The following is a 24,058-nucleotide window of genomic DNA, read 5'->3' on the forward strand; positions in this document are numbered from 1 at the left end:
TATTGGCGCGCTGGCCTCCTGTCTGGAGTGAGAACGATGCTGAAACGACTCTTCGTCGATCACCCCCGTGCCGTGGATGAAAGCTACACGCAGCATTGGCTCGTCGCCAACCGCTTCGGCCTGCGCATGGTGATCGCAGGTCTCGGGACCATGCTCCACGGCTTCGTCCCCGGTCTGCTCACTCATGCAGGCAGCGACATGGTGAGGAAGCTGCATGGCGAGATGACCCGGCGCCAAGCCAGAAGCGCAGTGCAAGGGGGCCCTGCCCGCATTCCTCATTGGCAGATCGAGTACGAAATCTAGTGGGTTAGCCATGAAGATCAGCTGCTTGGGGAGACTTCCTCGATTAACGTGCCGATCTGCAACGCCAGGATACAGGGCGCGGCCAGACGGGCGCGCCCTGTATCCTGCTTACATCTCCCGCAGGATGGGATAGTCTTGGAAGCCTGCGATCGGCCGCTTCATCCGCGCAAACAGCCATGCGATCCGCGCATCGGCATCTGCGGCGAATGCGGGCTCGTTCGCCAGCTTGGCCGCGAACTCGGCACGCGCGCTTGCATCGCGCGCCAGGAAAGCGTCGGCGATCGGTGCCGTCACGAAGTCCTCGCTGCCGGGCCGCGAGGACAGGACTTCCGGGAAGAAGCCCCAGGCAAGGAACGAGTCCTGGCTTTCGGGCTCCAGGAGCGCTGCGGCGAGCAGTCCCAGGGGCTGATCGGCAGGAACGCGCAGGGTTCCGCTGGGTACGACTTGCGTCACCGTCTCATGTTGGAACCGGGCTTCCACCGGTACGCGCCCGTCGTGGGCTCGCCCTGCTTTCGCCTCGAGAACGCGAACGCGGTCGATCCTTCGCTCCCGTTCCGCCGCGATCGGCTCGAAAGCGATCCCGTGGACCTTGAGCCGGTCGATGACCTCGGTCTGCGCAGCCGGGATCAGCCAGGCCTGGGGCAGAGTGACGATTTCCACCGGCTCCTGTCCGATCACCGGCATGCGGAACGATATACTTTTCCCGGTCCACCGCTGCTCGCGCCTTCCCGACGCGGGCGAGGTGTAGCTTTCGAAAGCCACGCCCTTGAACCCATCTACCCAGTCGATCGGGTTTTTCGCCGGTTGCCAGCGGGTCAGCAGCGTGTCCGGGCGACTGGCACGATCCGCAGCCTTGGCCCGGTCGATTTCGGACGCATCGCGGGCTGCCAGCTTGAGCGCCGCTTCCAATAGGACATAGGTGCCGAGTACGCGCTGCCGGTAGGGCTTGAGCATGTGGTTTTCGACCAGCACCGTGGGCACGCCGATGAAGTCGCCATATCCCGTCGAGTAGCGCGGACCTTCCGGGCTCTGGCGAATGCCGCGCTGCGGTTCGCGGGTATCGATGGGGCTCGGGTAGATCGTCGGCACATGTCCCGCCTTTTGCAGGGCAGCCGTGACATTCGGGCCGAAGCGGGTTTCCAGCCACTGCGCCGTTGCGCGGTGACGGGCATAGCGTCCCCATCCCGCGTAAGTGAAGGTGATGTCGTACTGCATGTCGAAGCCGCCGCTTACGTGGCAGTCGACGTAGAGCACAGGATCCAGGCGGCGTAGCAGGGCGATCATCGCGCGGGTCTCCGGCGCATCGACCTTGGCATAGTCCCGGTTGAGATTGATGCCCCGTGCGTTGCCCTCGGTGCCCTTCTCGGCCGGGCCTCGCACATGAAGGAAGTTCCAGGCGCTCGCTCGTTCGTGCCCGTCGATGTTGAGGACCGGCACGAAGACCAGGTCCACCTTGTCGAGCAGGCCGTCCTTGCCGCCCATCGCGATGTCGCGCAGCAGCATGAGCCCTGCATCCTTGCCGTCGATCTCGCCGGAGTGAATGCCCGCCTGAACCAGCACGACCGGCTTACCCGGCGCGCCCTTGCCGGCCCGCACCATGATCATGTCACGGCCTTCTCCGGTACGCCCAAACGTTTCCAGATGAATCAGCGGCGAAGCGGCCTGCAGCTTTTCCAGCCATGCACGAACGTCGGCATAGCGTGGCGTCGTCGCGAACCCGGCCGCTTCCGCAGGCGTGATCCAGGGATCGTCCTTGCCCGCGATCAGTTTCTCGCTGGCGCCCGACCAGGGCAGCTCAGGCGGCAGGATCGCGGGCGGCGGCGACGACCCGGCCTGGACCGGCACGGTAATCGATGCGGCCACCAACGCCGCGGCGAAAGGGAGCTTGGTCAACGTCATCGTCCTTTTTGTCATTCTCTCGGCAATCGCTTACGGGATCTCGGAAGCGGCGAAGTTGCCGCCACAGGCCTGCCATCCACATCGGAGTCCATGATCTGCTTGCCGTGTTCGCCTGTCTCCGTCTCCGCCTCCACCTCACTGGCAGATGCCGGAGCGAAAAACGGCTAGGCAAATCGGCAAGCTCCCAGCGAACAGATTGCCGTTTGAGGCGAAGCGCAAAATCGTTATCTCCGTTCCAAAGATTGGCCGGAAGGAGCCTTGGCTTCCGGCTTCTGGCAGCCGGTGCCTCTGGGGTCAATGATATGTTGCAACATTTCCTGCCATCTTGGCGCTGTCATTGAAAGAACCCACGCGTTGGGGCTCAGCGCCGCGCCGCGAAAACATGATCTTGAGCAATGACGGAATCTCGCGCTAGGTGGCGCCATGAGCGACCTCGAGACTTTGCCGGGACATCTGGTCCGCCGCCTGCATCAGATTTCCGTTGCACGTTTTGCGTGCCGCATGACGCAAGCCGGGCTCGATCTCACGTCCGTGCAATATGCTGCGATGCTGACCTTGCGCGATCATCCGGGACTGGACCAGCAGACGCTTGCCGGCATGATCGCCTACGACCGCGTCACCATCGGCGGCGTAATCGACAGGCTGGTTCAGAAAGGCTTGGTCAGCCGCGAGGTGAGCCCTTCGGATCGCCGGGCGCGCGTACTCCTGCTGAGCCCGCTGGGACGCGAGGCGCTCGATGCGGCGACGCCTCTGGTCGACGAGGTTCAGGCCGACCTGCTCTCGCACCTCACCCCGGAAGAATGCGAGCTTTTCGTCAAGCTTCTGCAAAAGACGACGCAGGCGGGCAACGAGATGAGCCGTGCTCCCCTCCGTCTCGTCGCAAGAAGCGAGAGTGCGTGATTAGAGCATTTTCCAATCAGGTGGAATCACCTGATGACTCGAAAATGCATCTAACCGGAAAGTTAGGGTGGTCGATCCGGTGCAATTTGATCGGAAACCGCTCTAGCGAGGCGATCTCCCGCGCCTGAGAACCCGTTCCGCCCACAGTCCGAAAGCCAGCCCGATCGTCGCCCAGAGCACGAGCTGCGTGCCGAGCGAGGCGAGGCGGAATTTCCACAGCAGGACGGCCGGAAAATCGGCAGGCACTTCGTTTATCGTCGGAAGCACGAACTGGCCCAGGCCGACCAGCCCGAGATAGACCACCAAGCCCAGTAATGTCGCGTCGAACCCTCGCCCAGGACGGGCCAGGGCATTTCGAACGCGTACCGCCACCAAGGCGGCGCCGAGAGACAGCGCGATCATTCCGAAATAGGCGGCGGTACGCAGGGCCACCGTCTCATGCTGGCCTACCGCAGGCGGCGTCTGCGGATACTTGATCCCGGGCACGACGACCACGAGCACGAACGTCACAACCGCCAGCAGCAGCGCAAAGCTGCGCGGCCCCAGATGCCCCATGCGGCCGTAGCCATAGGCGAAGACGAGCGAAAAGATACCGCCGACCGCCGCTCCGTAAAGCGCCAGAGCCGTGAGCAATCCCGCGCCCTTCTGGGTCTCGCGACTGACGAGGTCTTTCTCCTGCGGCTCCGCATGCGCCGGTCCGGCATGTTCCTGAGCGGCATGGTGCGCCGAATGGCTTTCCTCGAAGCCGATCGCGAGGTCTATCTGCGGTTCCGCGAAGCCGCGCGCGAAAAGCGTGGCAAGAAGGGCGCCCAGGATGCCGGCAAGCATCCCGCGCCAGAGCAGGTCCCTGGTCATGGCTTATCTCAGTGGCAGGGGAAGCCGAGGAGATGGCGGCCGTCGTGCACGAATTCGTGCACGTACATGCCCTGAAACAGCGAGAAAGCGCCCTGCTCCGTGCTGACGAAATAGAGGAAGATTACCGCCAGCAGGGCGCCGAGCACGGCCCAGGGTGCGATATCCTCGAGCGGAATGGCATTGCCGCCTTCTACCGGAATAAAGGCGTCATCGAAAACTGCGGCGGAAACAGCCATTGTCATGCTCCTTGGCGGGATTGCGCGTCCCCGGAAAACCTGTTGCCGAACAGGAAGGTCTGGCTCTCGACGGAAAAGGTCCCATGCGATTACAGTGGCGCGACCGCGCCGGATTCTCACCGGCTTCTTCGATACTCGACGCTGCTCCCTTACGACCGCGCGGGCGGCGGCGTCAACGACTTCACGGAATGACCGCTTGGCGACGACCCTCCTGCTGATCTGCATCGCGGCCACCGCATCGAGCCGGGAGGGCGGTTTTCCAGGTAATGGCGAACCGCTCGATGCCGCTGGGGCCCGGGAGGCTGCAGGCGTGTCGCTGCCGAACCGCTTTCGGGGCGACGTCCATCGAGGTCCGTCCCGCGCCGCCGCCGAAACCGCCACGGCGATGGGACTTCTCGCGCAGGAGGAGATCGCCCTGTCCGATCTTTCCCATGGCCGCTGGACGGGTCGATCCTTCGCCGAAATCGAGGCGGCGGAACCGGGCGCGATGACGAGGTGGCTTTCCGACCCGTCAAAGGGCGTTCCGGGAGGTGAAACCTTGGAGCAGGCACGCCTGCGCGTGGGTGCATGGATGGACCGGATCACGGCGCGGAACGATGCGGTTTGCGCCATCACGCATCCCATGATCGTCCGCGCGGCCCTTGCGCACGCGCTTGATATGCCGCTCCGCAGCACTCTCTCCATCGATGTGGCGCCGCTGTCGCGAACCGTGCTTTCGTTCAACCGAACGTGGCGATTGCAGTCGCTGGGGCTTGCGGGGGAGAGCGCCGGCAGCTAATCGCCGTGAGGTTCGGGATGCCTTCTGGCATCCCGGCAAAGATCGCGCCGGTGCCCCGAAAGGGGCTTAATACGGGAACACGGTAAGGATGGTCCGCCATCCCGATCCGAGGCTGTCCCTGCAACTGTAAGCGGCGAGCGCGATGCACATTCGCGGCGGGCAAAGATTGCCCGGCGCAGCCACTGGGCCGGACGCTAAGTCATGCGAGGCCTGGGAAGGCCGTGCATCGGGCCGTGACCCGCGAGCCAGGAAACCTGCCGGCGTCGATGTCGCTCTTGCCCGGGTCCAGGGAATGGCCAAGGCACGGTAACTGTTCCGTCTGAGCGACGTGATGCATGCGGCCGGGGCCGCAGCGGCATGCCGTGTCGGGCGCCCGTGCGCCGGCCTGACGCGCTATTCCGTGATCGTCGCACCCGCGATGAGGAAGCCCCGCCGTTTCAGGTCGCTGGCGCGCGGGAGACGACTACCATGAGCAAAGTTCCCACCACCGTCATCACCGGCTTCCTCGGCGCTGGAAAGACCACGCTGATCCGCCACCTGCTGCAGAACGCCAAAGGCCGCCGCCTCGCCCTCGTCATCAACGAGTTCGGCGACATCGGCGTCGACGGCGAACTCGTGAAGGGCTGCAACGACGAGGCATGCCCGGAAGACGATATCGTCGAATTGGCCAACGGCTGCATCTGCTGCACCGTCGCGGACGATTTTCTGCCGACCATGCAGAAGCTGCTCGACCGCGAGCACAAGCCCGATCACATCATCATCGAGACCAGCGGCCTCGCCCTGCCCAAGCCGCTGGTGAAGGCCTTCCAGTGGCCCGACATTCGCACCCGCGCGACGGTGGACGGCGTGGTCGCCCTGATCGACGCCGACGCCGTGGCCGCGGGCCGCTTCGCCACCGATGAAGCGGCCCTTGCCGCAGCGCGCGCGGCCGACCCGATGCTCGATCACGAAAGCCCGCTGGAGGAACTCTTCGAGGAACAGTTGGGCTGCGCCGACATGGTCGTGCTCAACAAGACCGATCTCGTCGATGCCGACGCGCTTGCGCGCGTGGAAACGCTGGTCCTCGCCGAAACCCGCCCCGGCGTGAAGATCGTGCGCGCGGATCACGGCGCTGTGGACATCGCGGCCCTGCTCGGCATCACCGCGGCCGCCGAGGACGACCTCGACTCCCGCCCCTCTCACATCGACGGCCTGGCCGAAGACCACGACCATGACGATTTCGACAGCTTCGTCGTCACGGGCGGCGACGTGGCTGATCTCGACGCCCTGCTCGGCCGCCTCGCAAACCTGATCGCAGCGCACGACGTGCTGCGTGTGAAGGGCATGGTCGCGGTCGGCGGCAAGCCGAGCCGCCTCGTCGTGCAGGCCGTCGGCCCGCGCATCCAGCACTTCTACGACCGCGCCTGGCAGGCTCAGGAAGCGCGCCGTACCCAGCTCGTCGTCATCGGCCAGAAGGGGCTGGACCGGGCCACCCTCGAAGCGGGACTGGCGGACGTGCTCGGCACCGTGCCGGCGTGAAGCCGCTCCATTCCTCCCCTCTTCGTCATGGCGAGGAGGCGAAGCCGGCGAAGCAATCCAGAGCGGCGCGGAGCCGCCCTGGATTGCTTCGCCACGCGCGCAATGACGAGAGCGACGTGTACGAGGGCCGCGCCTGATGCACCTGCTCTCCGCCACGCCGGGAACGATCGCCAACGGCGAGGAGGCGATCGACCTCGACCAGTCTCCCGGCGACATGGTGATCCTCACCGTGGCCGACAGCGAACTTGCCTGCTTTGCAAGCGCGGCGGCGCGCCTTTCCTCCGACGCTCCCAGCGTTCGCCTCGCCAACCTGCTGCAACTGCGCCATCCCTACTCGATCGACCTCTACGTCGAGAAAGTGATCGCCAAGGCCAAGTTCGTCTGCGTCGTCCTGCTCGGCGGCAAGAGCTACTGGCCTTACGGGATTGACGAAATCGCGCGCGTCGCCCGCGAGAACGGGATCGCTTTCGCCGCCATCACCGATGGGCGCGAAGCGGACCCGGCACTCGATCGCGCCTCCACCCTTCCGTCCGATCTGCGCGAGCGGATGCGTGACTACTTGCGGCAGGGCGGCACGGCCAACGCGCTTTCCTTTCTTCGCACCGCCGCAAAAGTCATCGGTCATGACGCGGGACGGCCGGACGATCCAGTGCCGGTTGCCGATGCCGGGCTCTACCTTGCCGGCACCGAGCGCGCCGGCCTGGCCGACGTGCGCGAAGGCTGGATCGAAGGCCGCCCGCTCGCACTGCTGGTGTTCTACCGCGCGCTGATGATCGCGGGGACGCTCGACGCCGTGGACGCCATGATCGCGGCGCTGCGGACTCGCGGCTTCAATGTCGCCGCCGTCCATGTCCGCGCTTTGCGAGAGCCTTTCGCCGTGGACTGGCTCGGGGGATTGCTGGGCGAGATCACCCCGGACGTGATCGTCAACGCCACGAGCTTCGCCTCCTCGTCCACCGGGGACGACCGCAAGCCTGGCATCCTCGAAAAGGCGGACTGCCCCATCCTGCAAGTCGCATTCGCAGGCGTGGAGGAAACCGAATGGCAGGATGCCGCACGTGGCCTGGGCCCTCGCGATCTTGCGATGAACGTGGCGTTGCCCGAAGTCGACGGTCGCATCTTCACCCGCGCTGTCGCCTTCAAGGCGGCCGAGCGCTTCGATGACGTGACCCAGTGCGGTATCGTCGTTCCGCGGGTTGCGCCGGATCGGGTCGCCTTCGTCGCGGACCTGGCGGCCGGTTGGGCAAGCCTGCGTCGCAGCGAACCGTCCGAGCGGCGCGTGGCGTTGGTGCTGGCGAACTACCCCAACCGCGACGGTCGCATCGGCAACGGTGTCGGCCTCGACACGCCCGCCAGCACCGCCGCCATCATCGCCGCCCTGGCCGAAGCAGGCTACGATACCGGCGCCGCGCCGCGAGACGGGGCCGCGTTGATGCGGATCATGACCGGCGGCGTGACCAACGATCTTACCGCGCTGGAGCGGCCCGGCGAAGTCTCGCTGCCGCTCTCCGCCTATGAAACCGCCTTTGCGGCGATCCCCAGAAGCGCGCGCAAGGCCATGCTGGAGCGCTGGGGTGAACCTTCGGCCGATCCTTTCGTAAAGGATGAAGCCTTTCGCCTGCCCGTGCACCGCTTCGGCAGGCTTGCCATCGCGGTGCAGCCCGCGCGCGGCTACAACATCGACCCCAAGGCCAGTTACCACGACCCGGCCCTACCCCCGCCGCACGCCTATCTGGCTTTTCACATCTGGCTGGCGCAGGATTTCCGCGTGCAGGCCGTGGTTCATGTCGGCAAGCACGGAAACCTGGAATGGCTGCCGGGCAAGGCGATCTCGCTCTCGCGTGAGTGCTTCCCGGAGATCTGCGCCGGGCCGTTGCCGCAACTCTATCCCTTTATCGTCAACGATCCCGGCGAAGGCACTCAGGCCAAGCGCCGCATCAGCGCGGTGGTGGTCGACCACCTCACCCCGCCGCTCACCCGCGCCGAGACTTATGGGCCGCTCAAGCAGCTCGAGGCGCTGGTGGACGAATACTACCTCGCCGCCGGCATGGACCCCCGCCGTCTCCACCGGCTGCGACGCGACATTCTCGATCTGGCCCGCAGCCACGGTCTCGACCGCGATGCCGGGGCCAGCGGCGACGGCGACGACGCGCTTTCAGCCATCGACAATTATCTGTGCGAGTTGAAGGAGTTGCAGATCCGCGACGGTCTGCATGTCTTCACGCAATCTCCGCAAGGCCGCTTGCGCCGCGACTTGCTGGTGGCTCTTGCGCGCACACCGCGCGGTTACGATCATGCCGGGCAGGCCTCTCTGCTGCGCGCCATGGCCGAGGACTTCGGGCTCGATTTCGACCCGCTCGATTGCCGGATGGGCGACCGCTGGGAGGGCGCGCGTCCGCAGATGCTGGAGGCGGTGTCGAAGGAGCCATGGCGCACCCATGGCGACACCGTCGAGCGATTGGAACTGCTGGCGGCGGAACTGGTCGATCGCCGTCGTCCCGGACCTGATCGGGGACCGGTGGCCGAGCGGCGCCTTGCTCGCGAGGAAGCGCCTCCAGAACTGCCAGCGGTCCCGCATCAGGTCCGGGACGACGTAGGCGAACGCACCGCCGCAGTCCTCCACGCCATCGCGGCCGACCTCGCACCCCGCATCGATCTTTGCGGGCTGCGTGAGGCGGATGCCTTGATCGCCGGCCTTGACGGTCGCTTCGTCCTCCCCGGTCCTTCCGGCGCGCCCACGCGCGGACGGCCGGATGTGCTGCCCACGGGTCGCAACTTCTATTCGGTCGATACCCGCGCGGTGCCCACCGCCGTCGCCTGGGAACTCGGCCGCAAGTCCGCCGATCTACTGGTCAACGACTACCTCCAGCGCGAGGGCGAGTACCCCCAGGCCATCGCGCTTTCCGCCTGGGGCACCGCCAATATGCGCACCGGCGGCGACGATATCGCGCAAGCCCTGGCACTGATGGGCGTGCGCCCGCGCTGGGACTGGACATCGGGCCGCGTGGTCGGGTTCGAGATCATGACCGTGGCCGAACTTGGCCGCCCGCGCGTGGACGTGACCTTGCGCGTATCCGGCTTCTTCAGGGATGCCTTCCCCGAGCAGATCGACCTGATCGACAGCGCCGCCCGTGCCGTCATGGCACTGGACGAGCCCCTTGGCGACAACCCCGCCGCCGAGCGCCATCGCGCCGAAAGCACAAAGCTGGTCGAAAGTGGCGAGGCGGAAAGCGAAGCTATGCGCCGGGCCGGTACGCGCGTCTTCGGATCGAAGCCGGGGGCTTATGGCGCGGGACTTCAGGCCATGATCGACGAGAAGATCTGGCACGAACGCGGCGATCTGGCGGATGTCTATCTCGAGTGGGGCAGCTACGCCTATGGCGGCGGGGTGGAGGGCGATGCCGAGCGCGGGCTGTTTGCGGCCCGCCTCGCCTCCGTCGATGCGGTGGTCCAGAACCAGGACAACCGCGAGCACGACCTGCTGGACAGCGACGACTACTACCAGTTCGAAGGCGGTATCGCCGCCGCCGTCGAGCATCTGAAAGGCCGCGCGCCGGTCAGCTATCATAACGATCACAGCCGCCCCGAGCGCCCGGTGATCCGCACGCTCGAGGACGAGATCGGGCGCATCGTGCGCGGGCGCGTCACCAACCCCAAGTGGATCGCTGGCGTGATGCGCCACGGCTACAAGGGCGCGTTCGAGATCGCCGCTTCGGTCGATTACCTCTTCGCCTTCGCCGCAACCACCCATGCAGTGCAGGACCATCACTTCGACCTCGTCCACGCAGCTTTCATCGAGGACGAAGCGGTGCGAGACTTCATGGCCGAGGCCAATCCCGCCGCCCTGCGGGAGACCGCCGCGCGCCTGTCCGAGGCGCTGGAGCGCGGCCTTTGGAAACCCCGATCGAACAGCGCGGGCCTCACGCTCGCCGAACTCTCTGGAGCATGACCATGGTGCAGCGTACCGATGAACAGCACGCCGAGAAGATGAAGAAGAAGCAGGCCGCGCATGACAAGATCATGGCTGGCAAGACGGTCGAAAAGGGCCTGCTGATCGTCCACACCGGCAAGGGCAAGGGCAAGACTACGGCCGCTCTGGGAATGGTGGTGCGCGCCATCGGCCACGGCAAGAAAGTGGGCGTGGTCCAGTTCGTGAAAGGCGCGATGACCACGGGCGAGAAGGTCGTCTTCGATGCCTTCCCCGACCAGGTCGAGTTCAAGCCGATGGGCGAAGGCTTTACCTGGAATACCCAGGACCGTGCCCGCGATATCGCGCTGTCCCGCGAAGCCTGGGAAGAGGTGAAGCGCATGGTTGCCGATCCTGCTTACGACATGGTGCTGGCGGATGAACTCAACATCGTGCTCCGCTACGACTACCTGCCGCTCAACGAAGTGCTGGAGGTCCTGACCGGACGCGGCGAGATGAAGCACGTCCTCGTGACCGGCCGCAATGCACCGGAGGCCCTGATGGACGCCGCCGATCTGGTAACGGAAATGACGCTGGTGAAGCATCCGTTTCGCTCTGGCGTGAAGGCGCAGGCCGGCATAGAATTCTGAGAATGCAGCCCCGCTTCGGCCCCGCATTCCAGGACGAACTTGCCGCACTGCTGGAATGGCGACGCGATGTTCGCCATTTCCGCCGCGATCCGCTGGACGAAGATGCGGTGGCCGAACTGCTGGCGACCGCGCAACTCGCGCCTTCCGTAGGCAACTCGCAGCCATGGCGCTTCGTGCGCGTGCGTTCGGCCGAATTGCGGGAAGAACTGGCACTCCATGCCGACGCGGAAGTGGCGCGCGCCGGACTTTCCCTGTCAGAAGATCGCCGCGCCGCCTATTCCGCGCTCAAGCTTCACGGCATGCGAGAAGCGGGGGAGGTGATCGCCGTGTTCTGCGACGAGGCGACTGTCTCAGGCTCGGGCCTCGGTGCTGCGACGATGCCGGAAAGCAGGCGCTATTCGGTGGTTCTGGCGATCCATACGCTCTGGCTTGCGGCGCGCGCGAAAGGACTGGGGCTCGGCTGGGTTTCGGTGGTCGTGCCGGAATATGTCGAGAGCGTGCTGGGCGTCGCGCCGGACTGGCGGTTCGTCGCCCTGCTCTGTCTGGGTCACCCGCTGGAGCTGGACGACACGCCCGAACTCGAAAGACGCGGCTGGCAATCGCGACTGGATTGGCGGACCAACGTCAGCGAGCGCTGACCCCCGCCGCCAGCGCTTTCGCCGCCTTGACGTAGGCGGGACTGCCGCAGACGGTCCACGCCTGCGGTATCGCCACGCGCGGGATGTCGCGCAGGATCGGATGATGGATCATCTCGGTGCCCTGATCGGAAATCCGCTGCGTGGCGCTGTCGATCACGATGAAATCGGGATGCGCCACCGCCATGTCTTCCAGGCTCATCTGCGAGAGCGATGGCTTGCCGAGTTTCCCCGCCAGGTTGACGAGACCGACCCGCGTCATCAGGTCGTCCACCAGCGTACCGGTGCCGGTAAGATAGCCCCGCCGCTGGTAATAGGCGGCTACCCTGCCTCGACCGGCACTCCGCAAGCCCGCAAGATCGGCGTTCATCCGCGCGATCATCGCTTCGCCGCGCTCCGGATGCCCTACCGCGCGCGCCACGTCGCGGATCGAGGCGAGAATGCCCGCGTAGTCATGCGCCGACTTGAGATCGAGCGAGGTGTAGTGCTGGCTCTTGAGCACGGCGATGGCCGAATTGCGGCGCGCCGGCATGCCGATCACCAGATCGGGATCGGCTGCCAGGACTTCTTCCGCCGAACCGCCGAAGACCGGCAGGCTCCGGGCCTGTTTCGCCACCTCGGACATGTTCGGATCGGATGCGTAGCGGGTCAGCCCGGCGATCTGCTCGCGATCGGCCAGCGCTACCAGCAGCTGGTCCGCACAGAGATTCAGCGAGACGATCCGGTGCGGCCGGTCTTTTGCATGCTTTGCCGCCCCCGAAGAGGCTGCCGCCAGAGGCGCCGCCAGCAGGAGGCAGGGGACAAGCCGAAGATAGCGATGGATTTTTTCGAGGCCCATGTCATGGGCTCCTTACCAACACCGACCCGGGACACAAGCGTGACGGGCAACCCGATCGCATGCGAGGTTATCGTGCAGAGCCGCAGTTCGTCCCGCCCTCCCTCCGTTCCGCGTCATCCGGCCTTGATTCCGTTGCTGGCGATGGCGCTGGTCGCCGTGGCCATCACATCGCTGGCTGTAGGACCGGTTGCGCTGGGCTGGGGCAGGATCGTCGCAACCCTCGGCGACCCGGCAAACGATCGGGTAGCACGCGCGATCCTGTTCGAGCTTCGCCTGCCGCGCACGCTGATCGGCCTCATGGTAGGAGCGATGCTGGGCCTCGCCGGAGCGGTTCTCCAGGGCTACTTGCGCAACCCCCTGGCCGAACCGTCGGTCCTCGGCACATCGAATGCCTCGGCGCTGGGCGCGGTGGTGGCGCTCTACTTCGGGCTTTCCGAATGGCATCCGGTGATGTTGCCTCTGATGGCCATCGCCACCGGCATGCTCTCGATCGCACTGCTCTTCGCGCTGGCGGGGCGTTCGGAAAGCCCCTTGAGCCTGATCCTAGCCGGGATCGCCGTCTCGACCTTGGCCGGCGCCGGGATCAGCCTGGCTCTCAACCTCTCGCCCAATCCTTTCGCGGCGATGGAGATCATGTCCTGGCTTCTCGGTTCGATCGAGAACCGGGCGATGGAGCATGTCTGGATCGCCCTGCCCTGCGTGGTCGTGGGCGCCGGCCTGCTGATGGCCAGTCCGCGCGCGCTCGACGCCCTGTCGCTGGGCGAGGACGGCGCGCGCTCGCTGGGCGTCGATCTGCGCCATACCCGCCGCCGATTGATGCTGGGCGTGGCGATCGGCGTGGGCGGCGCGGTGGCGGTTTCGGGCGCTATCGGCTTCGTCGGCCTGATCGTGCCGCATCTCGTGCGCCCCCTGACCGACCGCAGCCCTTCCGCTCTCCTCGCGCCTTCCATGCTGGGCGGTGCCGTGCTGCTGACCGCGGCCGATGTGCTCGTTCGCCTGATCCCCACCGATGCCGAACTCAAGCTGGGCGTAGTGACGGCCTTCCTCGGCGTTCCGGTCTTCCTCTTCCACCTGCTCAGGGAGCGCCGCCTGTGGTGACCATCGCCATCGAGGACCTGCATGTCCGCCTCGGGCGCCGTGACGTTCTGCAGGGTCTGTCTGCGACGCTCCGCCCCGGCGCGCTGGTAGGCGTGATCGGGCCGAACGGCGCGGGCAAGTCCACGCTGATCCGCGCCATGCTCGGCCTGGTTCCCCTTGCGGGCGGCAAGGTCGCGATCGATGGGGAGCCTTTGGCCCGGCTTCACCCTCGCGCCCTTGCTCGCCGCGTGGCCTATCTGCCGCAAGGGCAGACCCTGCACTGGCCGCTCACGGTGGAACGTCTCGTGGCCTTGGGGCGTCTGCCCCACCTCGGTCCGATGTCCCGGATTTCCGCTGCCGACGAAAGCGCCGTGCAGGACGCCATGGCACGCGCCGACGTAACCGATCTGGCGTCCCGCGTCGCAACCGAGCTATCGGGCGGCGAGCGCGCCCGCGCGATGCTGGCCCGCGCCCTGGCGGTCGGCGCACCGGCGCTGGCGGTGGACGAACCGCTTGCCTCGCTCGACCCCGGCCATCAGATCGACGTCATGGACCTGCTTGCGCGCGAAGCGCACGAGGGCAAGCTCGTCGTGGCGGTGCTGCACGACCTGACGATGGCGGCGCGCTACTGCGACCGGCTGCTTCTGGTGAACGGCGGCGAACTCGTTGCCGATGGTACGCCGCAGGAAGTCCTGACCGCAGATCGCCTGCGGGCGGTCTACGGCGTCACCAGCCATGTCGATATGGCCGGGCCGCTGCCCTTCGTGGTGCCGCTCGAACGGGCTTGAAACCGGAGCAACGGGAGAGGGCACACAGGGCTCCCTCTCCCGTTTCGCGTCAGGTGACCTGGAAGCCCGCCCAGAAGGGATCGGCCTGGTCGATCCAGATCGTGTTGAAGCCGGTGGCGATAGCGGAACCCTCGATCGAGGGAATGATCGCCGGCTTGTCGCCCAGCATGACTTCCTGCTCCACCCGGCCGATGAAGCGGCTGCAGATGTAGCTTTCATGCACGAACCGCTCGCCCACCTTCAGGCGGCCGGTGGCGTGCAAGTGCGCGATGCGGGCCGAGGTGCCAGTGCCGCAGGGGCTGCGATCGATCGCCTTGTCACCGTAGAACACGGCGTTTCGGCCGTCTGCCCCTTCGTGCTTGGGCTTGTCGGCCCAGAGGACATGGCTGACGCCGCGGATCGTGGAATCGAGCGGATGGACCGGCTCGTACTTGGCGCGCACGGCCTCACGAATGCGGCCCGAAAGCTCGACGATGCGGGAGGCGCCCAGGTCATCGAGGCCTGTGTAATTGCCCTGAGGCTCGACGATGGCGTAATAGTTGCCGCCATAGGAGACATCGACAGTGAGCGGGCCGATGCCTTCCACGTCCACCTCGATGCCACGCTCGGCGACATAGGCGGGGACATTGGTGATCCGGACCGAAGTGACTTTGGGGCCTTCGGTCTCGTAGACGATCTCGATCACGCCGGCCGGAACCTCGACGCGCAACTTGCCCGGCGTCGCGGGCTGGATCAGCCCGTGTTCGAGGCCGAAGGTGACCATACCGATGGTGCCGTGGCCGCACATCGGCAGGCAGCCGGATGTCTCGATGAAGAGGATCCCGATATCGTTGGCGGCATCGGTAGGCGGATAGAGGAAGCCCCCCGACATCATGTCGTGCCCGCGCGGTTCGAAGCACAGGCCGGTGCGGATCCAGTCGAAGCGCGACAGGAAATCCTGGCGTCGTTCGGACATGGAGGCGCCCTTCAACAGCGGAGCCCCGCCCGCCACGAGGCGAACGGGGTTACCGGCTGTATGGCCGTCGATGCAGAAGAAAGTGTGCCGCATCGACGCTCCCTTATGCTGCTGCCGCGACCGTCAGGTCGGGACGAGTGGCGGCGGCCTTTTCGACCATCGCGATCACCTGAGCGCGGCGTTCGCCCTCAAGGACGTAACGCGGAGGCAGAACGCGCTCCGAACCGCGACCCATGACCTGCTCGGCCAGCTTGATCGACTGGACCAGATCGTGCTCGGCGTCGAGGTGAAGCAGCGGCATGAACCAGCGGTAGATTTCCATCGCCTTGGCGTGATCGCCGCGCTCGAAAGCCTTGACCAGTTCGACCGATTCCTTCGGAAAGGCATTGGTCAGGCCCGAAACCCAGCCCTGCGCACCGAGGTAGAGCCCTTCGAGCGCCACGTCGTCGAGACCGGCGAACAGCGTGTAGCGATCGCCGAATTCGTTCCGGAAGTCGGTGAAGCGGCGGGTATCCGGAGCCGATTCCTTGACGGCGACGATGTTCTTCACGTCGACCAGAGCGGAAAGGACTTCCTTGTCGATCACGGTCCGATAGGCGGGCGGATTGTTGTAGAGCATGATCGGCAGGCCGGTCTGCTGGGCCACGCCCTTGAAGTGGTTGACGAGTTCATGCGGCTTCGTGACGTAGACCATCGGCGGCAGCAGCATCAGGCCATCTGCGCCGGCCTTTTCGGCAGCCTGGGCATAGCGCACGGCACGGCGCGTATCGAATTCGGAAGTGCCGGTAACCACCGGAACGCGGCCGTTCACCGCCTCGACGATGGCCGCGAGAACCTGAACCTTTTCCTCGAATTCCAGCGAGTTGTTCTCACCGACCGTGCCGAGCGCGATCACGCCGGTGACACCATCGTTGATGAGATCGTCGACGACGCGCTGGGTGTCGGCGAGGTCGATCGACAGATCCTCGCGGAGCTGCGTGGTGACCGCCGGGAAAACGCCCTTCCAACCAATTGCCATGAATTTCTTCCTACTCTCTCTAACTTGAAATATCGTATACGATATTACGACGCACGCCACAATTGCAAAAATCGCATAATCCAAGTTGTTTTGCACATCCCTATCATAACCGGGGGCCGGCCCGGGCACGCGGTGGCTGCATATCGAGCGGCTCGGCCGAACCACAGCGTTCGGCACGGACGAAGATCGCAGATCTGATGGGAAGTTGCGGGACGCTTGAAGCTCAGGCGCAAGCGTGCGTATCGGCGCAAGGGAAAGCAGAGATGTGGCGTTGGAGCGGTTGGCGGACCGCGGCGGCAGCATGCCCATGCTTCCGCCGCGTAGAGAAGGTCTGATGCTGATCAGATCCAGCTACGACCGTCCGCGCCGCCGCAGCCGTATGGCGGAAGCTGACCGGGGAATCGCTCCTGCATCTTATGGCAGCCCCACGACCGCAAGGGGCCGGGCATGTAACCGTTCAGCGCAATGCCGACTTCGTCGTAGGGGCTCTCACCATGAGCGACGTACATGTACCAACGTCCGCCGAACATGACGGTTACCGCGATGGCAACTACGAGTATGACTTGGACAATTTTATTGATTTTCAGCCTCCTATGCGCTGCGAAGCCTTCGCATATAGAAGGTCCGGATACGTCCGATCAAGAACGGTTATACAGAAAAATGCCTTGTTTATAAGCGGATAACCGCTTGGTTCGCGCATATGACCGGTTGCCATTCTGGTGTAGTTCAGATGCCGGCAGCCGAATTATTGCCGCCCCCTCCGGACCGAAAAAGGCGCGATCGCGACACGAAGCGCCATAGGGCACGCGGGTGCCGCAGGCTCAACGAAGCAAACGCGGTCCATTGGCCCGTCCGCCGCAACTCGCCCAGGCGGTGGGCGTCGGCATAGAGCACCTGCCACTGCCTTCCCTGTCGCAGGGTGCTCAACGTGGCGCGATCGGCGGTGGCTTCATAGTCGGCGATCAGGCGGTCCATGATCTCCACCCGCGTTTGCGGCGTGAACCGCGTCCGTGTCCCTTGCGAACGCGCGCCGCTCACCTGCCCCAACTGCGTCGTATAGATATAAAAAGGCCGCCGATCGAGAATGGCGCTGGCGCCGGAAAGCAGGCAGCGGGCATAGAGGTCGAAATCCTCCGCGAAGCGCAGTTTCTCGGAGTAGTGCAGGTTCTTGGCCCTGATGAAGCTGCGGCGCATGATCGGCTTGAGGAAGCCGAACTTGAGCGGCGATCCCGGTCGTTCCGCGTCGATCAGCCCGGGTAACGTCACGGCCGAAATCCCGCCTTGCTGGAAGGACCGGCCGGTTTCCCTTCGTTCCTGATCGTCGTAATAGATCAAGCCGTCGAAAACGAGATCCGCACCCTGCTCGTTGCCCAATGCCGTCAGGCTGGCGAGACGCTCCGGCTTGAAAGCATCGTCGGCGTCCAGGATGGCGAGCCAGTCTCCCGCGCTCTCGCGAATGCCGATGTTGCGCCCGGCGCTGGGGCCGCCGTTTTTCGGCGTCTGGAGACAGCGGACGCGCGGGTCGCGTCTCGACCATTCCTGCAATCGTGCGCGGGTATCGTCCGTCGAGCAGTCGTCGACCGCCAATAGCTCCCAATCCTTCAAGGTCTGTTCCTGCAGGCTCAGGATCGCCCGGTCCAGGAACGAGGCCGCATTATAGCAGGGCATGATGACGGAAACCTGGGGCATGGAACCTCTACTTGAGCCGGTACGATAGGAAGGCTGCACCTCACCGGCGCAGGGTTCGCTTGATCCTGGCGATGGTCTGGTCCCCAAGGAGGCCGAAGGCCGCTGCCCGCACCAGACGCTTCACCGCTCCGCCGCCCCTCTCGCTGCGGCGGATGTAACTGCGCCGGGCGGCGGAGGCGTCTCCGGGCCAGACCATGCGCTGGCCTTCGATGCTCAACACCGGCCTTTCGCTCAACTCGGCGATCTCGCGGGCCTGCTTGTCCTCGCTCTCTACGAACAACCCGGCGCCGGTCTTGACGTAGACCGACGCCTTGAAGCTGGCATGGGCTCGCTGGCGGCGCCGTTCCTCGGCGGACGGCAGGTCCAGCATCCAGAGATGCTCGTACCGGACGCCGTTCTCTGCCAGCCAGCGCTCGGTCTCCGGCCGGTATTTCTCCAGCCTGCTCGTCACCAGATGTTTGATCGGGACGTTGGCGCGCAGGAGCGGCCTGGCGGTCAGCAGGAAATCGCGGTACTTTTCGCCGTCGTCGTTCTGAGCGCTATGGGGATCGTGGCAGAGAATGCCGTCGATGTCGAAGCAGGCGTCGGCGAGACGCTTGTGGCGCATGAGGTTCCATTCGAAGATCCGCGGAGACGGCACGGCCTCGAAGATCAGATCGGCATCCTCGTGTGCAGCCCGCGTGCCGTAGACCGCGAGGTAGGTTGCCGGAACGTCCGGCATGGCGAGGTGAACGCGTTCCCGAACCAGTCGCATGGATTCGCCTGAGGCGATGCTGTCGTCCACGATCAGCACCCGGCGCGGGCGAACATTCTCGTCGATGGTCTCGCGCGCCGTGCGCCCGACCACAGGCCTACGCCCTTCGAGATAGCTTTCGAGGTCGAGGAGCGGCTTGTGAAGCTGGACCGCCAGGAGATTGGCTGGCAGCAGCCCGCTGCGCGGAACCCCCACGATCAGATCGACGTCCTCGGGAATGGCATGGGCGTTGAAGAACACGGTCTCGGCCAGATCCGCGAACGATCGATATTCCATGTCGTCTTCCTCGATTGGCGGTCAGGACGGCGCGCGGGGATGAAGGTAGAACGCCTGAACTTGCGCGCGAACTCCGGCGCTCAGCAGGTTTTCGGCCGTTTCCCGCGCCGCCTTGCCGAGCGACTCTCGCAGCGCGGAATCGGTCTTGAGCCGCATGACGAGGTCGAAGGCCTCTTGTGTCGTATCGAACAGCAGGCCGTTGCGGCCATGTTCGATCACGGACGAGGCGCCCGAGGTGCGATCGGTCACGACCGGCAACCCGCTGGCCATCGCCTCGATGATCACCCGCCCCCAAGGCTCGGCCCATAACGGCGAGGTGCGATAGAAGAAGCAATCGAGCCCGTGCAGAAACTCCGGCGCCTTCACGCTGCCGAGTGGTCGCATATGGACGTTCGCGGAACTGGTGGCGAGTGGCGCCGTCTGCATTTCCACCGTAGCGCCGAGAATATCGACCTCGCACCCCTGCTGCGCAAGTTCGGCGTAAAGCGTCATGTCCTCGGGGTGATGCTTCTCCGGCGCATCGCGGCTGAGGCGGCCCAGGCGGAAGCCGGTACGCCCGGATCTGTCGGAAGGGGTGAAAGCGTCGAGGTCAACCAGGGAAAGCTCGACCACGCCCTTGTAAGGCACCTGTTCCGCCAGTTCGCGTGAGCAGAACACGATTTCGGGCTCGAGGCCGCAGGTCTTGCGGATGAGATCGACCTTGGCTGCCAATCGCTCGGCGTCCGGCGTATTGTAGGTCAGGATCACCCTGCGCGGACGCGCCAGCCTTATCCAATGGCTGATGTTGAAGTAGACCCCGACGAAAACCAGCGTGCCGCCGCGCGGGAAGGAAAGCTTCCTCGTATCGATCCTTGATAGCCGCACGTTCGAAAAGGCGTCGGACGGCGCCTCGCGGAAGTGCCAGATCCGCACATCCGCCGCAGGCTCGAGCTGACGATAGAGGCTTATCGTCCGCCACTCGCTGCCCCCCGACGGGTTCAGCATCGGGTTCACGAGGTGAACGCGCGGCTTTCGTCCGGCGGCGGGAGCGTGTCCGGCAAGCGGCATGGCCTTCTCCCCCACCCTAGCCCCGCGCCGACAGCTTCTTCAGGCTCATGCCGATCCGCGCGAGCGGCCTGCACAAGGGTGAAGAGAGACCCAGCAGGACGGCGAATTGCAGAGGATTGTGCCAGGGCTTGAAGTGCTTCCAACTGGCATGCCGCACGCGCTGGCTCTTGGCGGTGCGCAGCGCATACTGGAAGGTCTCGCGGTTCGCCAGCCTGACTAGCAGCTTGCGGGTGGATCGCGGCGCCTGTTCCTGCATCGCCAGAATTGTCTCCACCATGCAGTGGCAGACGTTGTCGTGGGCGAGCGCGGTCACCATGTTCTGCGAGTCCTTGAAGTAGACGGCAGTCTGGACGGGGTTCAACTGCACTTTTCCTTGCCCTGCCATCCGTAGCCACAGATCCTTGTCACCGCCCCGCCGGCAGCGCTCCTCCGGAAAAAGCCCGGCTTCGAGCAAGGCGCTCCGTCTGGCGACGATCGCGGATGTCCAGACGGGACACTCGCCGCAATCCAGCCAGGCACGAACGAAGTCGGGAAAAGCCAGCGATCGCTGCGCTCCGCCTGACCGGCGGTACACGTCCACGATCCTGTGGCCGCCGGGATGGACTTCGTCGTACCCCGTGCCGAACAGGACCGTATCCCGGGGCGCGGCGCGGATCATCGCGCCCATCGTTTCCAGATGGTTTTCGGCCCATTCGTCGTCCGCATCGAGGAAGGCGATATGGTCCGATCTTGCCGAGCGGATGCCGAGGTTGCGGGCCGCATAGCCGCCCGGCCCCGGCTTGCTGCGGTTGAGAACCTGCACGCCGGGATAGCGGCCCGCGATCTGCGGCCCTTCGTCCGCAGAAACATCGTCCACCACGATGATCTCGGCCGCAGATGCCGTTTGCCGCATGACGGAATCGAGCGCGCGAGCTATGTGCGGCCCTTTGTTATGCAAGGGAATGACGACACAGATAGACGCCACGCGATCATCCCGTCCTTGGTGTGGAGCCTCTGTTAGGCGTGGGGCCGAAAGGCGATCAATCACCATAAATAGCTACTCGCGCGGCCCTTCCGAGAGCTACCGATCAACTGTCGCCGCTTTCCCACCCGCCGACGCCGGCATGCGCAGCGGATTGCCGAAATCGCGCACCAGCGCGGCGATCTGGAGATCGTTCTCGCGCTGGTTGTGATCGTAGAGCCGCTCCTTCTGCGAAGACCACCACGCCGTCTGGTCGAAGCGGCCCCCGACCTTGCGATAGAGCGTACCTGCCCGCCTTGCGCACCAGTAGAACCACAGGTCGTCCGCAGAAGGCGCGTAAGTCTCGAAGAGATCCCGTCTGACCGCGTCGGGATGGAGAGAACCAGGAGGATAGAGGATGCCGCCGATTCCGGTCGGCATCAGGTTCGCACAGGGAACACGAGCGGCCGGATCCTGAACGTCCCATTCCCAATCGTGATAGGGTATCAGGTGCTGCGGCCCTTGTTCGCCCAGGCGGTGTGCACGGTGACATGTGATGACCGGGGTTTCCGAGGCGTTATCCGACTGCCCTGCCACCAGATCGGTAAGCCAGTCGGGCCGATAGAACACGTCGTCGTCGGCAGTGGCGAGGTAAGCCTCGGGAAAGGCCGGGATCGCGAAGATCAGCTTCTTGTAGCTGCGCGCATCCTCCACGATGCGAAGCTCTATGCCCCTATCCAGAACCTCGCGCGTCTTCTTCGGCAGCGCCGCAACGTCGTCTCGGGCAATCCACAAGACGATGCGGTCCGGCGCGGTGTCCTGGCGAAGGAGGCTCCGCAGCGTCAGGTGAAGCGTGGCATAGCGCGCAGGATAGGAGGTGAGCGAAATCACCAGTTCGCCCCGCAGCTTGTGACGCTCCGGAACACCGAGCGGGAGCCTTGCCACTCTTTCCCGAAACTGCGCCTCGCTCCACAGGCGGGTCGCGACCGGACGCGGCAGGACTTTGTTGACGATCCGCTTGGCAAGCCCGCTCACGTGTCGATTTCCCGGATGATTGGCAATCTGGCGGGGAGCTTAGGGGATGGCGATGGAGCCCGCCATTATACTCTAGAGATCGTCGCGGTCCTGCCTTTCGCGGTTCGGCTTCCCCCGCCCCCGGTGGCCAGCAACAAAGGATTAGTCGACATTCTTAAAGGGTTAGCGCGCGGCTGAGGATCGACTATCGGTGTCCTGCGGCGCGGCAGGCTGGGTTGGTTCACACCTTCAGCCATTCCCGTTGCGTCGCCGCGTTTCCCAACCCTTGCGCGCCGCAGCCGAACGCTGTTCTTTCGAGCCGGACTTGTGCGCCTTGCCGCCGCGCGATGACGCGACATGGGTATCCGGTTTGCCGCGACCGGAACCAGACTTGTTGCCGCCGCCGGACTCCTTGTTCACCGTGGCCCAGGCGCGCCGCTCCGCTTCCTCGTGGCTGACACCGCGTGCCTCGTAGCCTTGCTCGATATGTTCGGCCTTGCGCTTCTGCTTGTCGGTGTAGCTGCTTTTGTCGCCTCTTGGCATGTGCTTCTCCCGATAGGCGCGTACCTGACGCGCCATGTAGCTGGAGAACGATCCGACCGGTTGAGGGATCCTGCGCGTCGGAGTGACTGCGCCCAGACGAAACGGACGCGCTTCCGCGTGGAAGCGCGTCCGTCTATGACCGGCTGCCGGGATCAGGCAGTCTGGATGCGGGCGCCGCCGACTGGGAACGGCACCTCGGCAGCGTTTTCGGACCCTGCAGGCTCATCCCGCGAGTAGTTGCCGACCAGCATGCCGGCGGCGAGAACACGGCCGCTGATGGCGCTGACCACTTCGGAGCGGCCGGGATTGTCGTCCACATCGATCGCTTCCGACAGCGCGAAAAGCTGGAACACGTAGTCGTGCGCACCATGACCGGGCGGCGGATCGGGCGGAAGCCAGCCTTCCAGGAAATAGCTGTTGCGGCCGACGTCGCGCCCGTCTGGCCCGCCGATCCCATCGGCCTGAATCTCGCCTTCGGCAAGCCGCCGCTCCGTGGGAGGCAGGTTCCAGACCAGCGCATGGACCAGCGGGTTGGGTGCAGGGGCGTCCGGGTCTTCCACCAGCAATACCAGACTGACGGTGCCTTCTGGCACATCGCCCCAGACCAGCGGCGGTGACACTCCCTCGCCATCGGCGGTGAAGCGCAGCGGCAAACGGCTGCCGTTGGCGAAAGCAGGGCTGGAAAGTTCGATGAAACCGGCCCCTCTCGCGACATCCTCCTGAACGATGGCGAGCTTGGCATGGCCCGCCCGCACGTTCGTCATCAGTCCGCCCAGCCAGCGAGGAACATGTTCAAGCATATCGTCTCCAGATCGGTGGAAGGGCCGTGGCGGCCCTTCCCATCACTCGTCTTCGTAACCGTCCTCGCCGCTGTCCGCGTCGTCGTCATCATAGTCTTCCGCGAGCGCGTCGTCATCATCGGCGTCGACGAAATCGAGCGGATCGAGGCCCAGTTCCGCCGCGGCTTCCAGGCGAGTGGCTACCACGGTGATTTCCTCCCCGCTGTCCAACTCGATCGTGGTGGTTTCGTCCTCGGCGCCTTCCGAGATGTTGACGACGTCGGCCGGATCGACCTCGACTTCGTCGCCTTCAGGTGTCTCAAACTTCGCTATCGGCATGATGCACTCCTTGTCGAGAGAACCACCGAACTCGTTACGCGGCCCCAGGTTCCAGACGGCTCACGAAGCGAGTTCCGGCCAGTCCACCGCAAGCTGCCCGCGCCGTGCATCGCGGCGCGCCAGCATCCAGACGAGAAAAGACCGCGCCCGCTCGTCCACCGGCCCGGTGACGAGCGCCTGCGAACCGCAAAGAACCGCCGAATGGGCAGGGAATGAATCGCGAGATGCCAATTCCGTTCGAACCTGGGGTCCTCTTGCTGTCATCACTGCTCTCCAAATGCGAATCCCTTCAGCAACGCGCGGCATTCTGAAGAGGTTTC

Annotated in this window: 24 protein-coding genes and 1 riboswitch; of the genes, 9 read left to right on the top strand and 15 right to left on the bottom strand. The window is 65.1% G+C overall.

Annotated elements, in window-relative coordinates; genetic code table 11:
- Window positions 1-36 precede the first annotated feature (36 nt).
- Window positions 37-303 (top strand): DUF6356 family protein, encoded by a 267-nt coding sequence (locus L284_RS35970; protein ID WP_021234170.1) that lies wholly within the window; start codon window positions 37-39, stop codon window positions 301-303.
- Window positions 304-411: 108 nt separating this feature from the next.
- Here L284_RS35970 and L284_RS35975 read toward each other — a convergent pair whose 3' ends face one another.
- Window positions 412-2,202 carry a M14 family metallopeptidase gene (locus tag L284_RS35975; RefSeq protein ID WP_021234171.1) on the bottom strand — a complete coding sequence of 597 codons (1,791 nt, stop codon included), beginning with the start codon at window positions 2,200-2,202 and terminating at the stop codon, window positions 412-414.
- Between the two features lie 423 nt (window positions 2,203-2,625).
- On the opposite strand from L284_RS35975, the gene L284_RS35980 reads away from it, so the two are divergent.
- Window positions 2,626-3,102: a MarR family winged helix-turn-helix transcriptional regulator gene (locus L284_RS35980; RefSeq protein ID WP_021234172.1), complete on the top strand. Its 477-nt coding sequence runs from the start codon at window positions 2,626-2,628 to the stop codon at window positions 3,100-3,102.
- 102 nt (window positions 3,103-3,204) lie between these two features.
- Here the strand turns inward: L284_RS35980 and L284_RS35985 are convergent, their stop codons facing one another.
- Window positions 3,205-3,957 (bottom strand): CbtA family protein, encoded by a 753-nt coding sequence (locus L284_RS35985; protein ID WP_021234173.1) that lies wholly within the window; start codon window positions 3,955-3,957, stop codon window positions 3,205-3,207.
- A gap of 8 nt (window positions 3,958-3,965) precedes the next feature.
- Entirely contained in the window at window positions 3,966-4,193 is a 228-nt protein-coding gene (locus L284_RS35990; protein WP_021234174.1) for a CbtB domain-containing protein, read from the bottom strand.
- A 196-nt stretch (window positions 4,194-4,389) separates the two neighbouring features.
- Here L284_RS35990 and L284_RS35995 point away from each other — a divergent pair, with 196 nt between their 5' ends.
- The 5 genes from L284_RS35995 (at window position 4,390) to bluB (ending at window position 11,684) form a co-directional block, all read left to right on the top strand.
- Window positions 4,390-4,971 (top strand): histidine phosphatase family protein, encoded by a 582-nt coding sequence (locus L284_RS35995; protein WP_021234176.1) that lies wholly within the window; start codon window positions 4,390-4,392, stop codon window positions 4,969-4,971.
- A 32-nt stretch (window positions 4,972-5,003) separates the two neighbouring features.
- Window positions 5,004-5,247: riboswitch (cobalamin riboswitch) on the top strand.
- 192 nt (window positions 5,248-5,439) lie between these two features.
- Window positions 5,440-6,489: a cobalamin biosynthesis protein CobW gene (gene cobW / locus L284_RS36000; RefSeq protein ID WP_021234177.1), complete on the top strand. Its 1,050-nt coding sequence runs from the start codon at window positions 5,440-5,442 to the stop codon at window positions 6,487-6,489.
- 136 nt (window positions 6,490-6,625) lie between these two features.
- On the top strand, window positions 6,626-10,438 hold the full coding sequence (gene cobN / locus L284_RS36005) for a cobaltochelatase subunit CobN (protein ID WP_021234178.1): 3,813 nt from the start codon (window positions 6,626-6,628) through the stop codon (window positions 10,436-10,438).
- A 2-nt stretch (window positions 10,439-10,440) separates the two neighbouring features.
- Window positions 10,441-11,046 (top strand): cob(I)yrinic acid a,c-diamide adenosyltransferase, encoded by a 606-nt coding sequence (gene cobO / locus L284_RS36010; RefSeq protein ID WP_031342185.1) that lies wholly within the window; start codon window positions 10,441-10,443, stop codon window positions 11,044-11,046.
- A 2-nt stretch (window positions 11,047-11,048) separates the two neighbouring features.
- Window positions 11,049-11,684: a 5,6-dimethylbenzimidazole synthase gene (bluB, locus tag L284_RS36015; RefSeq protein WP_021234180.1), complete on the top strand. Its 636-nt coding sequence runs from the start codon at window positions 11,049-11,051 to the stop codon at window positions 11,682-11,684.
- Here the strand turns inward: bluB and L284_RS36020 are convergent.
- Entirely contained in the window at window positions 11,671-12,519 is an 849-nt protein-coding gene (locus L284_RS36020; protein ID WP_021234181.1) for an ABC transporter substrate-binding protein, read from the bottom strand. The two genes, bluB and L284_RS36020, sit on opposite strands and share 14 nt — an antisense overlap.
- Before the next feature lie 141 nt (window positions 12,520-12,660).
- Here L284_RS36020 and L284_RS36025 point away from each other — a divergent pair, with 141 nt between their 5' ends.
- Window positions 12,661-13,617 (top strand): FecCD family ABC transporter permease, encoded by a 957-nt coding sequence (locus L284_RS36025; protein ID WP_052018395.1) that lies wholly within the window; start codon window positions 12,661-12,663, stop codon window positions 13,615-13,617.
- Complete coding sequence (locus L284_RS36030; protein WP_021234183.1) at window positions 13,611-14,384, top strand: ABC transporter ATP-binding protein; 774 nt, start codon at window positions 13,611-13,613, stop codon at window positions 14,382-14,384. Before L284_RS36025 ends, L284_RS36030 begins: the two co-directional genes overlap by 7 nt.
- 49 nt (window positions 14,385-14,433) lie before the next feature.
- On the opposite strand, the gene L284_RS36035 is transcribed toward L284_RS36030, so the two are convergent.
- The 11 genes from L284_RS36035 to L284_RS48220 form a co-directional block, all read right to left on the bottom strand.
- Complete coding sequence (locus tag L284_RS36035; RefSeq protein WP_021234184.1) at window positions 14,434-15,432, bottom strand: 4-hydroxyproline epimerase; 999 nt, start codon at window positions 15,430-15,432, stop codon at window positions 14,434-14,436.
- A 10-nt stretch (window positions 15,433-15,442) separates the two neighbouring features.
- On the bottom strand, window positions 15,443-16,357 hold the full coding sequence (locus tag L284_RS36040; RefSeq protein WP_021234185.1) for a dihydrodipicolinate synthase family protein: 915 nt from the start codon (window positions 16,355-16,357) through the stop codon (window positions 15,443-15,445).
- A gap of 726 nt (window positions 16,358-17,083) precedes the next feature.
- A complete protein-coding gene (locus L284_RS0124190; protein ID WP_021234186.1) occupies window positions 17,084-18,046 on the bottom strand; it encodes a glycosyltransferase family 2 protein in 963 nt (320 codons plus the stop codon).
- A 40-nt stretch (window positions 18,047-18,086) separates the two neighbouring features.
- Window positions 18,087-19,076: a phosphoribosyltransferase gene (locus L284_RS36045; protein WP_021234187.1), complete on the bottom strand. Its 990-nt coding sequence runs from the start codon at window positions 19,074-19,076 to the stop codon at window positions 18,087-18,089.
- Between the two features lie 21 nt (window positions 19,077-19,097).
- A complete protein-coding gene (locus L284_RS36050; protein WP_021234188.1) occupies window positions 19,098-20,123 on the bottom strand; it encodes a glycosyltransferase family 4 protein in 1,026 nt (341 codons plus the stop codon).
- A gap of 16 nt (window positions 20,124-20,139) precedes the next feature.
- Entirely contained in the window at window positions 20,140-21,153 is a 1,014-nt protein-coding gene (locus L284_RS0124195) for a glycosyltransferase family 2 protein (RefSeq protein WP_081673984.1), read from the bottom strand.
- A 30-nt stretch (window positions 21,154-21,183) separates the two neighbouring features.
- Complete coding sequence (locus L284_RS0124200; RefSeq protein WP_021234190.1) at window positions 21,184-22,098, bottom strand: glycosyltransferase family protein; 915 nt, start codon at window positions 22,096-22,098, stop codon at window positions 21,184-21,186.
- Between the two features lie 228 nt (window positions 22,099-22,326).
- Window positions 22,327-22,620: a hypothetical protein gene (locus L284_RS36055; RefSeq protein ID WP_031342193.1), complete on the bottom strand. Its 294-nt coding sequence runs from the start codon at window positions 22,618-22,620 to the stop codon at window positions 22,327-22,329.
- A 152-nt stretch (window positions 22,621-22,772) separates the two neighbouring features.
- A complete protein-coding gene (locus L284_RS36060) occupies window positions 22,773-23,420 on the bottom strand; it encodes a YbhB/YbcL family Raf kinase inhibitor-like protein (RefSeq protein ID WP_021234192.1) in 648 nt (215 codons plus the stop codon).
- A 42-nt stretch (window positions 23,421-23,462) separates the two neighbouring features.
- Window positions 23,463-23,738 (bottom strand): hypothetical protein, encoded by a 276-nt coding sequence (locus tag L284_RS36065; RefSeq protein WP_021234193.1) that lies wholly within the window; start codon window positions 23,736-23,738, stop codon window positions 23,463-23,465.
- A gap of 60 nt (window positions 23,739-23,798) precedes the next feature.
- A complete protein-coding gene (locus tag L284_RS48220; RefSeq protein WP_160172118.1) occupies window positions 23,799-23,969 on the bottom strand; it encodes a hypothetical protein in 171 nt (56 codons plus the stop codon).
- Window positions 23,970-24,058: the final 89 nt, after the last annotated feature.

It is taken from the genome of Novosphingobium lindaniclasticum LE124 (assembly GCF_000445125.1).
In the GTDB taxonomy this organism is placed as follows: domain Bacteria; phylum Pseudomonadota; class Alphaproteobacteria; order Sphingomonadales; family Sphingomonadaceae; genus Novosphingobium; species Novosphingobium lindaniclasticum.

Coding starts and splice junctions, on each gene's coding strand:
- L284_RS35970 (WP_021234170.1), top strand. CDS start 37: ATGCTGAAACGACTCTTCGTCGATCACCCCCGTGCCGTGGATGAAAGC.
- L284_RS35975 (WP_021234171.1), bottom strand. CDS start 2,202: ATGACGTTGACCAAGCTCCCTTTCGCCGCGGCGTTGGTGGCCGCATCG.
- L284_RS35980 (WP_021234172.1), top strand. CDS start 2,626: ATGAGCGACCTCGAGACTTTGCCGGGACATCTGGTCCGCCGCCTGCAT.
- L284_RS35985 (WP_021234173.1), bottom strand. CDS start 3,957: ATGACCAGGGACCTGCTCTGGCGCGGGATGCTTGCCGGCATCCTGGGC.
- L284_RS35990 (WP_021234174.1), bottom strand. CDS start 4,193: ATGGCTGTTTCCGCCGCAGTTTTCGATGACGCCTTTATTCCGGTAGAA.
- cobW (WP_021234177.1), top strand. CDS start 5,440: ATGAGCAAAGTTCCCACCACCGTCATCACCGGCTTCCTCGGCGCTGGA.
- cobN (WP_021234178.1), top strand. CDS start 6,626: ATGCACCTGCTCTCCGCCACGCCGGGAACGATCGCCAACGGCGAGGAG.
- cobO (WP_031342185.1), top strand. CDS start 10,441: ATGGTGCAGCGTACCGATGAACAGCACGCCGAGAAGATGAAGAAGAAG.
- bluB (WP_021234180.1), top strand. CDS start 11,049: ATGCAGCCCCGCTTCGGCCCCGCATTCCAGGACGAACTTGCCGCACTG.
- L284_RS36020 (WP_021234181.1), bottom strand. CDS start 12,519: ATGGGCCTCGAAAAAATCCATCGCTATCTTCGGCTTGTCCCCTGCCTC.
- L284_RS36025 (WP_052018395.1), top strand. CDS start 12,661: ATGGCGCTGGTCGCCGTGGCCATCACATCGCTGGCTGTAGGACCGGTT.
- L284_RS36035 (WP_021234184.1), bottom strand. CDS start 15,432: ATGCGGCACACTTTCTTCTGCATCGACGGCCATACAGCCGGTAACCCC.
- L284_RS36040 (WP_021234185.1), bottom strand. CDS start 16,357: ATGGCAATTGGTTGGAAGGGCGTTTTCCCGGCGGTCACCACGCAGCTC.
- L284_RS0124190 (WP_021234186.1), bottom strand. CDS start 18,046: ATGCCCCAGGTTTCCGTCATCATGCCCTGCTATAATGCGGCCTCGTTC.
- L284_RS36045 (WP_021234187.1), bottom strand. CDS start 19,076: ATGGAATATCGATCGTTCGCGGATCTGGCCGAGACCGTGTTCTTCAAC.
- L284_RS36050 (WP_021234188.1), bottom strand. CDS start 20,123: ATGCCGCTTGCCGGACACGCTCCCGCCGCCGGACGAAAGCCGCGCGTT.
- L284_RS0124195 (WP_081673984.1), bottom strand. CDS start 21,153: ATGGTGATTGATCGCCTTTCGGCCCCACGCCTAACAGAGGCTCCACAC.
- L284_RS36055 (WP_031342193.1), bottom strand. CDS start 22,620: ATGCCAAGAGGCGACAAAAGCAGCTACACCGACAAGCAGAAGCGCAAG.
- L284_RS36060 (WP_021234192.1), bottom strand. CDS start 23,420: ATGCTTGAACATGTTCCTCGCTGGCTGGGCGGACTGATGACGAACGTG.
- L284_RS36065 (WP_021234193.1), bottom strand. CDS start 23,738: ATGCCGATAGCGAAGTTTGAGACACCTGAAGGCGACGAAGTCGAGGTC.